13 protein-coding genes are annotated in these 14,870 nt (G+C 35.2%); 10 read left to right on the top strand and 3 right to left on the bottom strand.

Features of this window, described 5'->3' with window-relative positions:
* The 8 genes from AAGV33_RS16105 to AAGV33_RS16070 all read left to right on the top strand — a co-directional run.
* On the top strand, positions 1-719 hold a 719-nt coding region (locus AAGV33_RS16105), incomplete at its 5' end, for a helix-turn-helix domain-containing protein (protein WP_373393377.1).
* Positions 720-804: 85 nt separating this feature from the next.
* Positions 805-1,563: an SDR family NAD(P)-dependent oxidoreductase gene (locus AAGV33_RS16100; protein WP_373393375.1), complete on the top strand. Its 759-nt coding sequence runs from the start codon at positions 805-807 to the stop codon at positions 1,561-1,563.
* Positions 1,564-1,937: 374 nt separating this feature from the next.
* A complete protein-coding gene (locus AAGV33_RS16095) occupies positions 1,938-2,516 on the top strand; it encodes a TetR/AcrR family transcriptional regulator (protein WP_373393374.1) in 579 nt (192 codons plus the stop codon).
* Positions 2,517-2,728: 212 nt separating this feature from the next.
* Positions 2,729-3,868 (top strand): efflux RND transporter periplasmic adaptor subunit, encoded by a 1,140-nt coding sequence (locus tag AAGV33_RS16090; RefSeq protein WP_373393372.1) that lies wholly within the window; start codon positions 2,729-2,731, stop codon positions 3,866-3,868.
* A gap of 11 nt (positions 3,869-3,879) precedes the next feature.
* Positions 3,880-7,044, top strand: a complete 3,165-nt coding sequence (locus tag AAGV33_RS16085) for an efflux RND transporter permease subunit (protein WP_373393371.1) — start codon at positions 3,880-3,882, stop codon at positions 7,042-7,044.
* Between the two features lie 130 nt (positions 7,045-7,174).
* Positions 7,175-8,593, top strand: coding sequence for a TolC family protein (locus tag AAGV33_RS16080; protein WP_373393369.1), 1,419 nt, complete (start codon positions 7,175-7,177; stop codon positions 8,591-8,593).
* A 161-nt stretch (positions 8,594-8,754) separates the two neighbouring features.
* On the top strand, positions 8,755-9,858 hold the full coding sequence (locus AAGV33_RS16075) for an NADH:flavin oxidoreductase (protein ID WP_373393367.1): 1,104 nt from the start codon (positions 8,755-8,757) through the stop codon (positions 9,856-9,858).
* Between the two features lie 232 nt (positions 9,859-10,090).
* Positions 10,091-10,870 (top strand): hypothetical protein, encoded by a 780-nt coding sequence (locus AAGV33_RS16070; RefSeq protein WP_373393365.1) that lies wholly within the window; start codon positions 10,091-10,093, stop codon positions 10,868-10,870.
* 123 nt (positions 10,871-10,993) lie between these two features.
* On the opposite strand, the gene AAGV33_RS16065 is transcribed toward AAGV33_RS16070, so the two are convergent.
* Together AAGV33_RS16065 and AAGV33_RS16060 are read right to left on the bottom strand one after the other, a co-directional pair.
* Positions 10,994-11,272: a putative quinol monooxygenase gene (locus tag AAGV33_RS16065; protein ID WP_373393364.1), complete on the bottom strand. Its 279-nt coding sequence runs from the start codon at positions 11,270-11,272 to the stop codon at positions 10,994-10,996.
* An 82-nt stretch (positions 11,273-11,354) separates the two neighbouring features.
* Positions 11,355-12,254 carry a carbohydrate kinase family protein gene (locus tag AAGV33_RS16060; RefSeq protein ID WP_373393362.1) on the bottom strand — a complete coding sequence of 300 codons (900 nt, stop codon included), beginning with the start codon at positions 12,252-12,254 and terminating at the stop codon, positions 11,355-11,357.
* 394 nt (positions 12,255-12,648) lie between these two features.
* Between AAGV33_RS16060 and AAGV33_RS16055 the strand changes: the two genes are divergently transcribed.
* Together AAGV33_RS16055 and AAGV33_RS16050 are read left to right on the top strand one after the other, a co-directional pair.
* On the top strand, positions 12,649-12,960 hold the full coding sequence (locus AAGV33_RS16055) for a DUF3861 domain-containing protein (RefSeq protein WP_373393361.1): 312 nt from the start codon (positions 12,649-12,651) through the stop codon (positions 12,958-12,960).
* A 36-nt stretch (positions 12,961-12,996) separates the two neighbouring features.
* On the top strand, positions 12,997-13,389 hold the full coding sequence (locus tag AAGV33_RS16050; protein WP_373393360.1) for a VOC family protein: 393 nt from the start codon (positions 12,997-12,999) through the stop codon (positions 13,387-13,389).
* Positions 13,390-13,491: 102 nt separating this feature from the next.
* Here AAGV33_RS16050 and AAGV33_RS16045 read toward each other — a convergent pair.
* Positions 13,492-14,870, bottom strand: a 1,379-nt coding sequence (locus tag AAGV33_RS16045) for a sodium:solute symporter family transporter (RefSeq protein WP_373393358.1), incomplete at its 5' end; no start/stop codon positions are given.

Here is a 14,870-nt window from a genome sequence, read left to right as displayed (position 1 = left end):
ACGCCGACAAAACCATTGAAATTGAAGACTGTGCAGTTCTATTTGCATCTCCAAAAATTCCATACAATTACACCCATCTTTCAATAGAGCAGTCAGGACATTTTTGTGTTTTTACCAAAGATTTTTTACCAACTTCTAAAATTGGATTAGAAATAGACAATCTTCCCATTTTCTCCCCTCATAGTGATTTTGTTTACCAAATATCCACAGAACAGTTTCAAAACTTCGAAGCAATTTTTCTTAAAATGCACGAAGAAATCCAATCTGATTATGTTTATAAATATGACTTGCTGAGGAATTATTTAATGGAGTTGATTCATTTTGGACAAAAATTAAAACCAATTCTTCCACTGGAAAACAACAAAACGGCAGCTTCAAGAACCACAACGCTGTTCATTGAACTCTTGGAGAGACAGTTCCCTATCGAAAATATCAGCCAGCTGCTGCAACTGAAAACACCTGCCGATTTTGCAGGAATTCTAGGCGTTCATGTCAATCACCTCAACAGAGTACTGAAAAATACAACAGGCAAAACTACAGGAGAAATTATTGGAAGCCGAATTTTTCAGGAAGCCAAAATGCTACTAACTCAAACGCAATGGAATATTTCGGAAATTGCTTTTACATTAGGTTTTGAAGAGGTTGCTCACTTTTCTAATTTCTTTAAAAAACACAGCAAACAATCACCACAAAATTTTAGAGAATTATTGATTGTTTGATTTTCACAAACTTTCATTTGATTTATGCAAATAAGCTGATGCGTTAATTCTTCAACTTTGTACCATTAATTAAAATAATAAAAAAATGGCACATAAAATAGCATTAGTAACAGGCGCAAGTCGTGGATTAGGAAAAGATTCAGTATTAGCATTGGCAAAAAAAGGATTTGATATTATCCTTACCTATCAAACCAAAAAAGAAGCTGCGGACGAAGTAGTAAAAGAAATTGAAAAGATCGGACAAAAGGCTTTTTCATTGTCTTTAGATATTGCTACGACAGCAGGTTTTGACCAATTTGTAACTGAAGTAAAAAATATTTTAGACACTCAATTTTCTTCCGCAAAACTGGATGCATTGGTTAATAATGCAGGAATTGGTATTAACGAAAGTTTTGAAACAACTACCGAAGAAATTCTGGATGCAATGACAAATATCCATTTCAAAGGACCTTATTTCTTAACTCAAAAATTATTACCATTATTAAATGACGGAAGCAGTATTGTAAACACATCTTCTGGTTTGGCAAGATTTTCTTTTGCTGGATATTCTGCTTATGGTGCAATGAAGGCGGCAGTCGATTCTTTATCCCGATACCAGGCGGTGGAACTAGGAAGTAGAAAAATAAGAGTCAATTCAGTTGCTCCAGGTGCTATTGAGACTGATTTTGGTGGCGGCCTTGTTCGTGATGTTGCAGATATGAATAATTTTTTGGCTTCTGAAACGGCTTTAGGAAGAGTTGGTTTACCAGATGATATTGGAAGCGTAGTTGCATTCCTTTGTTCAGACGATTCTAAATGGATCAATGCACAAAGAATTGAAGTTTCAGGAGGATTTAGAATTTAATTCACTCCAAATTAAAATAGTAAAAATCCCATTCAACAAAATGCTGAATGGGATTTTTTTGAGTTAGACTATAAACATTTAACTTCAAAATGTAAAGCAAAATCATTGAATATTTTTATTTAATAAATGTCATAATTTCATGTTTTGTAGTGAGTTACTTTCTATTTCTTAAACAAATACAGAATAATGAAACTAAAAAAAGCGCACAGCAAAAAAAACACCTCAAAACACTCATTAACAGATACTTATATGTTAAAATATTCTAAGAATATATAATTAAAAAAACGGGTTTCTAAAAAAATTGAAAAAAATATTAATTCTGAAACGCTTGTTTCAAAAATAGTTTTTACATTTGCAGAGTAAAATTAAATGGTATGGCTCGCTGTATAGAATTTAACGAGGTTGAAAAAATTGAAAAAGCAATGAATGTCTTTTGGGAAAAAGGATATAATGCTACTTCGATGCAAGACCTTGTGGATGCAATGCAGATCAATAGAAGTAGCTTATACAATACCATTGGCGACAAGCATCAATTGTTTATGAAATGCATTGTTAATTATTTCGATAATGCCATGCTGGAAGTAAAAGAAAAAGTATGTAAAGAAACATCGGCTAAAGCAGCATTAATTAAAATTATTACTGATAAGGCAGATTGGATTGTAGACTGCGACAAAGGATGCCTGGGAATGAAAACGATTTTCGAAATTGCTCCGGATGATTGCACTGTTCGTAATCAAATGAGTAAAAACAATGATGTTTTCATCGAATTTATGGCTACCATAGTTCAAAAAGCGATGGATGATGGAGAAATGGACGATACTGAAGATGCAGCTTTAATGGCTGAATACATTGCTACTTCTTTTACAGGATGGAAGCAATCGTATATCCTTCATGGAAATCCAATCAAAATCAAAAAAATGTCAGAATTCCTGATTAAAAATATATTTAAATAGCACTTTTTTTTACCAAATTCTGGAACGTTTATTTCAGATAAAATTATAGAATACGCATACCATTTTTTAATTTACAGCATTGATTCTGAAACGATTATTCCAGAATTATCGCTATCCAAAACAATAACTTTTAAATAACAAACAGCATGAATTCTGAAACGATTATTCCAAAAACAATACTTTCCAATTCCATTTTAAATTCAATCCCAATTATGAAAAAAATTACCCTAATCAGCATAGTAGCATTATTCGTTATTAGCTGTAACGATAAGAATGCAGTTCCTCCAGTAGCAGAGGCTCCACTTCTACCCGTTTTATCCATTAAAAGCGCTCACGCTGTAACTGATGCTGAATATCCAGCAGCGCTACAAGGTGCAGTAGATGTAGAAATTCGTCCACAAGTAAGTGGAAATCTAGAAAAAATATATGTAGATGAAGGTGCTTATGTAAGCAAAGGACAAACTCTTTTTAAAATCAACGAACGTCCTTTTCGTGAGCAATTAAACAATGCTTTGGCTAATCTTCACGCAGCAGAAGCAGCCTATTTAAACGCTCAATTAGAAGTAGACAAATTGACTCCTTTGGTTCAAAATAAAGTAGTTTCAGACTACCAGCTAAAAACAGCTAAAGCTTCACAAAAAATTGCAGTGGCTAATATTGAGCAGGCAAAAGCAATGGTAGGTTCAGCAAGAATTAATTTAGGATACACTAATGTTACCGCTCCGGTGAGTGGTTACATTGGCAGATTGCCTAAAAAACAAGGAAGTTTAGTTTCAGCAACTGATATTGAGCCGTTAACCAACTTATCTGATGTGCATGAAGTGTATGCTTATTTCTCATTAGGCGAAACTGACTTTATCAAATTCAAATCGGCTTATGCTGGAAATACACTTGGAGACAAAATCAAACACTTACCTCCTGTAACCTTAATCCTTGCCGATAATTCTGATTATCCGCAATTAGGAAAAATTGATATGGTAGACGGACAATTTGATAAAAATACTGGTGCTATTACTGTTAGGGCTACTTTCCCTAACAAAAACGGGACTTTACGTTCTGGAAATACCGGAAAAATTCGTTTAGGAGTGCAGCATGATAATGCTATTTTGATTCCACAATCGGCAACAATTGAAATGCAGGATAAAGTTTTTGTTTTCACTGTAAACAAAGAAAACAAAGTCAACAAAATGCCTATTACCATTAGCGGAAAAAGCGGAGCCAATTATTTAATCACGGACGGAGTAAAATCAGGAGATCAAATTGTATTAAGTGGTATCGACAAACTTCAGGAAGGGCAAGCCATTCAGCCTGAAAAATCAAAAGCACCAATTGCTCAAATCATTAAAAAATAATTTTTATACCAATGTTCAAAATATTTATACAAAGACCAGTACTTGCCACCGTTATCTCCATTTTATTGGTGATTTTAGGAGTACTTGGACTTACCAAATTGCCCTTACAGCAATTTCCTGATATAGCACCGCCATCGGTTTTAGTAACCGCAGTTTATCCTGGAGCAAATGCTGAAACGGTGTTACGTTCGGTTGCACCTTCTCTGGAAGAATCGATAAATGGTGTAGAGAACATGACTTACATGAGCTCTACAGCCAGTAATGACGGAACTTTAGCCATTACGGTTTTCTTTAAACTAGGCACTGATGCCGATCAGGCCGCAGTAAACGTTCAAAACAGAGTCGCACAGGCTACAAGTCAGTTGCCAGCAGAGGTAGTTCAACAAGGAGTTATCACTGCCAAACAACAAAACAGTTTTATTATGGCTATCGGAATGTATACCGATGACGAGTCAAAATACGATCAGACTTTTGTTGCCAATTATGCCCAAATTAATATTATTCCTGAGATCAAACGTATTCCAGGTGTTGGTTCGGCAGCGATTTTTGGAGGAACTAAAGATTATTCGATGCGTGTTTGGTTGAATCCAACTCAAATGGCAACGTATAATGTGACGCCAAGCGAAGTCATGAAAGCCATTCAGGACAAAAGTTTGGAAGCTGCTCCGGGAAAATTTGGAGAACGCAGTAAAGAAGTTTTCGAATATGTAATCAAATACAAAGGAAAACTAACCAAACCTGAAGAATATCAAAACATTGCTATTCGTTCAAATGCTGATGGTTCAATCCTTCGATTAAAAGATGTTGCCCGAGTAGAGCTTGGTGCATATTCATACAACAGTTTAACGCGTTTGAACGGTAAAAAAGGAATTGTAATTGGAGTAATTCAGTTGGCAGGTTCTAATTCGAACGACATTCAGGTTGCCATTAATAAATTGATGGAAAAGGCTTCTAAAGATTTCCCTAAAGGCATCAACAAAAATATCTTTTACAGTACTAAAGTATCTCTAGACCAATCAATAGATCAGGTAAAACATACTTTGATTGAAGCTTTTATTCTGGTATTTATCGTGGTATTTCTGTTCCTACAAGATTTTAGATCTACATTAATTCCAGCCATTGCAGTTCCTGTAGCCATTTTAGGTACGTTCTTTTTCATGCAGTTATTCGGATTTTCGATTAACCTTTTGACTTTATTCGCTTTAATTCTTGCCATTGGTATTGTCGTCGATGATGCGATTGTGGTGGTCGAAGCCGTGCATGCCAAAATGGAGCACAAACATTTGTCGCCAAAAGTAGCAACCCACGAAGCAATGCACGAAATTACCGGAGCGATTATTTCGATTACTTTAGTAATGGCAGCAGTATTCTTGCCTGTTGGTTTCATGGAAGGTTCTACGGGAGTTTTCTACCGTCAGTTTGCTTTTACGATGGCTATTGCAATTGTAATTTCGGCTGTAAATGCGTTAACATTGAGTCCTGCCCTTGCCGCTTTGTTCTTAAAAGACAATCACGCTGCACATGATGGAAATACGCCTTATGTAAAAAGAGGATTTAAAGAAAAATTCTTTGACGGATTCAATAACAGTTTCAATTCCTTAACGAATCGTTATGTGGGTGGATTGCAATTTTTAATTCGCAGAAAATGGTTGAGCTTAGGCGGATTAGCATTAATAACTGTGGCAACAATTGTAATGGTAAATACTACGCCATCAGGATTTATTCCAACAGAAGATCAAGGATTTATTGCCATTGCAGTAAATACACCATCAGGAACTTCTCTTGACGGAACTCAAAAAGTAATGACCGAAGCTGAAAATATTTTAAGCAAATTAGATGCTTCCAGAGACGTTACTGCTATTTCAGGTTTTAACTTATTGACTAATTCTACCAGTCCATCATCGGCAGTAGTTTTTGTGTTATTGAAACCAAATGAAGAACGTGGCGAAGTGAAAAATATCGACGAAATCATGAATCAGGTTCGTGGCAAATTAGGCGCTATTTCTGGCGGAAGTTTCTTTGTATTTAGTTTCCCAACCGTTCCTGGATTTAGTAATGTGGAAGCTTTAGATTTAGTTTTACAAGACAAAACGGGTGGAAAACTGGATAAGTTCAGTGGAATTTCTCAAAATTTTATTGGCGAATTAATGAAACGTCCTGAAATTGCGGTTGCCTTTACCTCGTTTAAAGCCGATTATCCGCAATTGCAATTGGATATCGATGATGAAAAAGCCGATCAATTGGGTGTGAATGTAAAAGACATTCTGCAAACGATGCAAGCGTATTTTGGTAGTGCACAAGCTTCAGATTTTAACCGATTTGGAAAATACTACCGAGTTATTGTTCAGGCGGATATTGCTGACAGAGCTGATCCATCGTCAATTGATCGTGTATTTGTAAAAAGTAATCGTGGTGAAATGGTTCCTATCAATACTTTGGTAAAACTGAGTCGTATTTATGGTTCTGAAACCGCATCGAGATACAATTTATTCAACTCTATTTCGATCAATGCCATTCCGAAACCAGGATTTAGTTCTGGAGATGCGATTAAAGCCATCGAAGAAGTAGCAGCACAACAATTGCCTGCTGGTTACAGCTACGAATTTTCAGGACAAACCAGGGAAGAAATTTCGTCTGGAGGTCAATCGGCAACGATATTCCTGCTGTGTTTGATATTCATTTATTTCTTACTCGCAGCACAATACGAAAGTTACATTTTGCCATTAGCTGTAATATTTTCAATCCCAACAGGAATATTTGGAGTTTTCGTAGCCATTGGTTTAACAGGAATTGAAAACAACATTTATGTACAGGTTACACTGGTAATGCTTATTGGATTGCTCGCCAAAAATGCCATTTTGATTGTCGAATTTGCCGTCCAAAAAAGAAAATCCGGACAGAATTTAATCAAAGCTTCGATTGAAGCAGCAAAATTACGTTTGCGACCAATTATCATGACCTCTCTGGCCTTTGTAGTAGGATTAGTTCCGATGATGAGCGCCACAGGACCTTCGGCACAAGGAAACCATTCGATTAGTATTGGTGCAGCTGGAGGAATGATTTCAGGAGTAATTCTTGGGTTGTTAATCATCCCGGTTTTATTCATCATATTCCAACATTTACAAGAAAAGGTTTCTGGAAAACCAGTTGCCGTAATCCATAACGAAGAAAAATAAAATGGAAAATTATATCACAATAGTCTTGCTGGCAGTTATTGTTAGCATTGGATTCTTATCCTACAAAGTTTGGAAAGATCTTGAAACAAAAGATGATTTCTGTTCAGAAAAATAAAGAAGAAGTATAAAAATGAAAAAGTATATAACCAAAATAGTGATGATTCTTTTTGTCTTCATCACCTTGATATCCTGTAAAATTTCGAAGGATATTGAAACTCCAAAAGATGCATTTCCTGAGAATTTCAGGAATGCATCGGTTTCAAAAGACAGTACGAGCATTGCCGATATAGAGTGGAAAAATTTCTTTACCGAAAAGGTTTTAATTCAGTTAATTGACAGCGCCGTAACGCGAAATAACGATTTACAAATTGCGACTAAGAACATCGAAATTGCACAATTTCGTTTCACGCAATCCAAATGGGGAAATGTACCTCAGGCCAATTTATTAGTCAATGCCAGTACCAGCAATCCGTCCGACAATAGTTTTACCGGAATGAACCTGAGTCAGGCTTTGGGTCAAAAACATATTGATGATTATTCGGCGGGAGTTTCACTTTCGTGGGAAGCTGATATTTGGGGAAAAATCCGCAATCAGAAAAAAGGCGCTTTTGCAACTTATCTGCAATCAGAAGAAGTAAAAAAAGCATTGCAAACTACTGTTGTTGCTAATGTTTCTAAAGGATATTACAATCTTTTAATGTTGGACGCACAATTAGATATTGCTAGAAAAAACCTGAAATTAAACGATAGTACGAGCAAAATTATCCAGTTAAAATACGATTCGGGACAAGTAACTTCATTAGCGATCCAACAATCAGAAGCACAACAATTGAGCGCGGCACAATTGATTCCGTTATTGGAACAAAACATTGCCATTCAGGAAAATGCTTTGAGTGTTTTAACGGGTTCATTCCCCAATTCGAAAGCAAGAAATACACATTTAAGTGCTATCGAACTGAAAAATAAAACATCAGTTGGAATTCCGTCATCATTAGTAAGCAGAAGACCAGACGTAAAAAGTGCCGAATTAGCGCTGAAAGTGGCCAACGCCAATGTGGGAATCACAAAAGCCGATTTGTACCCTTCGCTTAGAATTACAGCACAAGGTGGCGCCAATTCATTCGAAACCAGTAGTTGGTTTAACATTCCTGCTTCCTTATTTGGAACCGTTGCCGGAGGTTTGACCCAACCCTTGTTAAACAATAAAAAAGTAAGAACGCAATACAATATTGCTTTGGCCGAAAGAGAAAAATCAGTGTTGAGTTTTAGACAAAGTGTTTTAGTTGCCGTAAGCGAAATTTCAGATGCTTTAGTAAAAGTAGAAAAATTAGAACAACAAGAATCGTTTTTACAAAAGCGTGTTAAAACTTTGCAACAAGCCATTAAAAATTCTAATTTGTTATTCAAAAACGGAATGGCTGAATACCTGGAAGTGTTAACGGCACAAGCCAATTTATTGCAAAGCGAACTGGAATTAGCCAATATGAAAAGAGAACAATTAGCGGCTAATATCGAGTTGTATCGTGCTTTAGGCGGTGGTTGGAAATAAGAAGATTTGTTCTTAAAAAAACGAACAGCCACCCCGCCTTTCAGGCACCCCTCCAGAGGAGGGGAAATTACGTGACTTCCCCTCCTCTGGAGGGGTGCCCAGAGGGCGGGGTGGTTTTAATTGCAAGCATTATAATAAAATAAAAATTATAAAATAATAATATGAGTACAACTAATTTATTTACACCCTTTAATTTTAAGACATTAAATCTTAAAAACAGAATTATAATGGCGCCGATGACGCGTTCTTTTTCTCCAAACGGAATTCCAACGGATGATGTTGCGGCTTATTACCAAAAAAGAGCGGAAGGCGAAGTCGGTTTAATATTATCTGAAGGAACGGTTATTGACAGACCTTCATCTTCAAATGATGGAAATGTTCCTCATTTTTATGGCGATCAGGCACTAAATGGATGGCAAAAAGTAATCGATGAAGTGCACGCTGCCGGAGGTCAAATGGGACCACAAATCTGGCACATGGGCATTATGGATAATCACCATTCAGGCTGGGTTCCGCCAGTTCCTTTTGAAGGTCCGTCAGGATTAAACCGCCCTGGTTTCAATAACGGAACTACGATGACTGAAAAAGACATTGAAAATACCATTCTTGCTTTTGGAAAAGCGGCTGCCGATGCTAAAAGACTGGGTTTTGACACTATCGAAATTCACGGTGCACACGGGTATTTGATTGACCAGTTCTTTAATCCTGAAACCAATTTACGCACGGATATTTATGGTGGAAAAACAATAAAAGAACGCAATAAATTTGCCATTGAAGTGGTGAAAGAAATTAGAAGACAAGTAGGAAATGATTTTGCTGTAATTATGCGTTTCTCACAGTTTAAACCTTCTGATTACAACTATAAAATAGCCAAAACACCTCAGGAATTAGACTCCTGGCTGACGCCACTTGTAGATGCCGGAGTGGATATTTTACATTGTTCGCAACGCCGTTTTTGGGAAGCTGAATTTGAAAACTCTGATTTGAATTTTGCAGGCTGGGCTAAAAAACTAACTGGCGCTCCAACAATTACTGTCGGTTCTGTTGGACTTTCAGGTGATTTCTTTGGTGCTTTTGCAGGCGAAAGTTCGCAACCAGCATCTTTGGATGAACTAACAAGACGTTTTGATAGAGGTGATTTTGATTTAGTTGCCGTTGGAAGACCTTTATTGTCTGACCCGAATTGGGTTGCCAAAATAAAAGCGGGAAAAACAGAGGAATTGGTAGGATTTAGCAAAGAAGCTTTAAGCGAATTGGTTTTATAAATTTATATTCAGGTTATTATTTTTTGTTGACAAACCCTTAAACATTAAAAGTGTTTAGGGGTTTTGTTTTTTATTTCAAATCACAATACTTATTTGAGCAAAAATACTACATTTGATAAAATATGCTTGTAACAAATATCTAACTAATATTTTGGTTTATAGTCGCTACTTTATATTGAATATATACTAAGTTAAGCACAAATTTATAAGACCCTTAATCAAAAACACATTTATGGATATTGACATTAAACTAAAAGATCTTCGGATCAAATTGAGACAGAATTCCAAAGAAATCATGAATGATGTTTTAATGAGACACGTTCCTAAAATTAGTTCAAAAGATAAATCAAAAAAAGAAATATGTGTTTTTTGTGCAAGTCAAGATAATTTAACAAAAGAACATGTATTGCCAAAATGGGCATTTGAAAATTGCACTAAAAAGTTCTTTGTAACTGATATAAATGGTAGCGAACAAACATATAATAAAACGACAATTCCAGTTTGCGCAGATTGTAACAATAATTTATTGAGTAGTGTTGAAAGCTATATAATTTCCATTTTTAAAGATACTGATTTATCAAACTCATTTTTTAATAATGAGCAATTGCAAAACATAATTCATTGGTTAGAAATAATAGAATATAAATTTCAATTATTAGAGATTCGGAGAAAATTCATAAAATCAAAGTCGTCTCAATATTTAGAATATCTAAGAGACATTCCTGTATCCATTATGAGAGCCAACATTGATTATTCGCCAAGTAAAGCGGTAACTGAAATTAGACTTGCACAGAAAAGAGTTACCCAAAAATCTAAAGCTAGTAATCAAAATTCTTTAGTTATATTTAAAACAAAAAATGAAAATTTTTATTTCTTTCATCATTTAAATGATTTTATTTTTTTAGAACTTCCAAAGTTTGGTATAGCGCTATTTTATTTCTATTCTCGAAAGTTTGAAAATGTCGAAGATGCTAAAAATAAAGCAATGGAAATTATAAATAAAGTGTACTAATAAAAATATACGCCTAACGTTACAACAACGGATTTGGGATGATTTGGCAAAATCTGAAAATAAGGCTTAATTTAACCCAAATCTGTAGCAAGAGAACCTTAAATTAATTTCTCAGCAATAAAACTAAAAAACCTCACTCGTTTTATAAACCTGAATAGGAGCTGCTAATAAGTCTTCGCTATCGGCAATAAAATCGATTAAATAGGATTGGCTGTTGTGGATATCCAATCCTGGCTGATCGGTCCATTCTTCCCAAATAATAAAAACATTTTCGGAATAATGTAAATCATAACGAATACATGCTGCTTCTTTTCTGGTGTTCGTAACCAGACTTTGAATCATTTCTTTTACTACTTCAGTTGTTTCTTCTTTGCTTTTTATAATAGCTGTAATCGAAATCATAATGGTATGAAATTTTAAAATTTGAGTTTAAATAATTGGTAAATGCTGTTTAAAGGTAGTACTATTTTCTACTATTCGTTAACTACAACATCATGTATTTTTTGATTTTTTCCTTTGTTAGTTGAGGATTAGCACCTTCGCTTCCCGCTACCAAAGCACCAACAGCACAAGCAAAATTCAATGCTTTTTGAGGTGATTTCCCTTTTAACAATTTAGTCAGTAAAGAGGCTAAAAAAGAATCCCCTGCCCCCACAGTATCGACTACTTTTATAAAATAACCGCTGTTGTAATAGAATTTATCGTTATAGTACAAAACCGCACCAAAAGGACCTTTGGTTACACATACTTGCTTGGTATTTGTTTGCTCAGCAATAAATTTGATATTCTGTTCAAAAGAATGATAAGGCGAATTCATTTTTTGACTGATTTCGACCAGTTCTTCGTCGTTCAGTTTAATAAAATCAGCTTTTTGCATCAGTTCGTTTACCAATTCAAAAGTGTAATAAGGCGCTCTTAAATTGACATCAAAAACTTTATAAGTACTGGTGTTTTCTAATAAATGCTTCAAAGTAGTGCGGGAAACCTCATCACGGGCACTTAAACTTCCAAAAACAAACACATCGGCTTTAGCAATTTGTTTCGTTAACGATACTTCTGCCTGGATTTTATCCCATGCCGATGGATACAAAATATCATAAGATGCATTTCCTTTTTCGTTAATCATTACCTGAACCACTCCTGTTTTGTAGTCGTCTGCTACTTGAATAAAATCAGTATTCACGCCATTTTCTTTGACAAAAGAGACAATCGCTGTTCCGTCTTCATCCGCTCCTACCCGACTTACCATTGTAACATTAGCTCCAAAAGCACTCATTCGTAAAGCTACATTTAATGGTGCTCCGCCTATTTTTTTATGCGTTGGAAAAACATCCCACAACATTTCTCCAAAGGATACTGCTTTTATCTTTTTATTTTTAGTCATCACAAAATTAATTAGTACAAATTATAAAAAATGTCGTTCTATAAAGTTAAACTTTTATTCGAATTAACCAAGGTTATCTTTGAGGAAACACAAAACATTTCGTCTGTTTTAAAGTCTTTTTGATAGATTTTCTTAAACCATTAAAATTATCAAAAACGTCAGTTTGAGTATTTTTTGCGTAATGAAATGAAGTAAAAAATGTATCGAGAACCATTTTGATTCAAAATTTTCTTGTTCTCGATACAATCCCGCCCAAAAACGGGATTACTCGAACTGACGAAAATTCAAAATCAAAACAATTTACCCAAGCAAATTTCCTTATCCCATTGATTTAACTTTATTAATTGGCCTGTATGTTTTACTTTTATAGAACAATAAAAACAACAACGCAATTATGGAAAAAAGAGCCCATCAATATAAATTGACACTGGAATATTTGAAAGATTCCAAAGGAGAAACGATTTCGGCAGAGCCAGTTGAACTGATTTTTGAAAACCACGACGATATTTTCTCTATTATCGAAAGACTGAAAGACAAAGATTTATTTGGCGACAAACAACAAGCCACTGAATTTGCCATTGGTTTAAAATTATTTAGCGAAGTCTTACTCAAAAACCGAAAAGATCCTTTGTTTGAAGAACTCGCACCTGCTTTTGGAGCTTTTATGAAAAAACTAAAATCCATTCCTGCTTCGGATGCGGAGTAAATTATTCTACTATTATCTCAAACAAAAATTAACACCATGATAAAATTTGCCTATACCATTCTATACGTTCAGGACGTAACCAAAGCTGTTGAATTTTACGAAAATGCATTTGGCTTTAGCCGAAAATTCATTGCACCAGATAATGATTATGCTGAACTTTTAGTGGGAGAAACAACACTTTCGTTTGCTTCAGTCACTCTAGCCCAATCCAATTTAAAAGACGGTTTTACAGCAAGTCGATTAACGGAGAAACCTTTTGGAATTGAGATTGGTTTTACAACTAACAATGTAGAAGAAACTCTTGCCAAAGCAGCAAATGCAGGTGCGACAATTGTAGCAAATCCAAAAACAAAACCCTGGGGACAAACTGTTGCTTATGTGAGAGATCCTGATGGTTTTTTGATTGAAATTTGCACCGCAATGGATTAACAAATTACTACATCATAACGCAAAAACAAGAAAAGGATTTACTTCAATAAAGTAAAATCCTTTTTCTCTTAACATGATTCAAAAACTAAAGACAAATTATAATTACCAAAAAACGGTGTACAATGCGACTAAGACACCGCAGATAATAAAGGAACCAATAATAAATTCTGAAGATACTTTAAACATTGCTGTATCTACTTCTATGGTATGCGTTTCGTGTTGTTCTTTAGATTCCGGACGTAATAAACTAATGGCAACCATTAGGAATACAATGATAAAGAATGTAATTGTCATTCTGTCCAGGAAAGGAAAATCCGGGAAAGCTCCGTTTGTCCACACTGGCAGGAATTTTAAAACTGCTGCAATTGGCACCGTAAGCAACGCACCTGCAAGTCCTGCCGAAGCGGTTGTTTTTTTCCAAAACATTCCCAATAAAAATACTGCTAAAACTCCCGGTGAAAAGAAACCAACATATTCCTGTATAAACTGATACGCCTGATCTAAAGATTTTAACGATGGCGCCACGACAGCACCGATAAGCATAGCAACTACAACCGCTAATCTTCCAATACGAACCAGCTTTTTTTCTGAGGCATTTTTATTAAAATATTTTTTATAAATATCTAGAGAAAAAATAGTCGAAATACTATTGGCTTTACCCGCTAAAGAAGCCACAATTGCTGTGGTTAAAGCTGCTAATGCTACACCTTTTAATCCGGCAGGCAATAAATTCATTAAGGTTGGATAGGCATGATCTGGTTTTAAAATTCCTGCAGCATCTACCATTTCTTTTTGAAACATTCCGTTTTCATGCATCACGTACATGGCAATTCCGGGTAAAACGGCAATAATTGGAACTAATAATTTTAAAAAGGCTGCAAATAAAATTCCTTTTCGGGCGGTTTTTAAATCGGCACCCAAGGCTCTTTGAACAATGTATTGGTTACAACCCCAATACGCCAGATTATTAATCAGCATACCTCCTACAATTACTGACATTCCAGGTAATTCAGAATAATGCGGATTTGATTTTTCTAATATCATGTGCAAATGTCCCGGTGCTTCATCAGCGATAACTCCAAGACCTTTTATGATGTCTTTTCCAAATCCAAACTGTTCTGACAATAAGGTTAGTGCCAAATATGTGGTAACTAAACCTCCTAAAATCAAAACAATAACCTGAAACATATCCGTATATCCGATAACCTTCATTCCGCCCAAAGTCACAATAACAGAGAACAAACTCAAACCGATAACACAATATTCAAAACTAATAGGTGCTATCGATGAAATAGCCAAAGCGCCTAAATAAATAATAGAAGTAAGATTGACAAATACATAAATTAACAACCAGATTACAGCCATAATAGTACTTACGGTACCGTTATATCTTTTTGCCAAAAATTGCGGCATGGTAAAGATTTTATTTTTAAGATAAACCGGTAAACTAAACCACTCTGCACTGAAAGTGCAGAGGTTTA

Origin of the sequence: Flavobacterium magnesitis, assembly GCF_041729735.1 — a bacterium.
GTDB classification, from domain to species: Bacteria; Bacteroidota; Bacteroidia; order Flavobacteriales; family Flavobacteriaceae; genus Flavobacterium; species Flavobacterium magnesitis.
Note: the sequence above shows the minus strand (reverse complement) of the source record. Positions and strands in the feature narration are given on the sequence as shown.

Coding starts and splice junctions, on each gene's coding strand:
- AAGV33_RS16100 (WP_373393375.1), top strand. CDS start 805: ATGGCACATAAAATAGCATTAGTAACAGGCGCAAGTCGTGGATTAGGA.
- AAGV33_RS16085 (WP_373393371.1), top strand. CDS start 3,880: ATGTTCAAAATATTTATACAAAGACCAGTACTTGCCACCGTTATCTCC.
- AAGV33_RS16055 (WP_373393361.1), top strand. CDS start 12,649: ATGGAAAAAAGAGCCCATCAATATAAATTGACACTGGAATATTTGAAA.
- AAGV33_RS16050 (WP_373393360.1), top strand. CDS start 12,997: ATGATAAAATTTGCCTATACCATTCTATACGTTCAGGACGTAACCAAA.
- AAGV33_RS16065 (WP_373393364.1), bottom strand. CDS start 11,272: ATGATTTCGATTACAGCTATTATAAAAAGCAAAGAAGAAACAACTGAA.
- AAGV33_RS16080 (WP_373393369.1), top strand. CDS start 7,175: ATGAAAAAGTATATAACCAAAATAGTGATGATTCTTTTTGTCTTCATC.
- AAGV33_RS16075 (WP_373393367.1), top strand. CDS start 8,755: ATGAGTACAACTAATTTATTTACACCCTTTAATTTTAAGACATTAAAT.
- AAGV33_RS16090 (WP_373393372.1), top strand. CDS start 2,729: ATGAAAAAAATTACCCTAATCAGCATAGTAGCATTATTCGTTATTAGC.
- AAGV33_RS16060 (WP_373393362.1), bottom strand. CDS start 12,254: ATGACTAAAAATAAAAAGATAAAAGCAGTATCCTTTGGAGAAATGTTG.
- AAGV33_RS16095 (WP_373393374.1), top strand. CDS start 1,938: ATGGCTCGCTGTATAGAATTTAACGAGGTTGAAAAAATTGAAAAAGCA.
- AAGV33_RS16070 (WP_373393365.1), top strand. CDS start 10,091: ATGGATATTGACATTAAACTAAAAGATCTTCGGATCAAATTGAGACAG.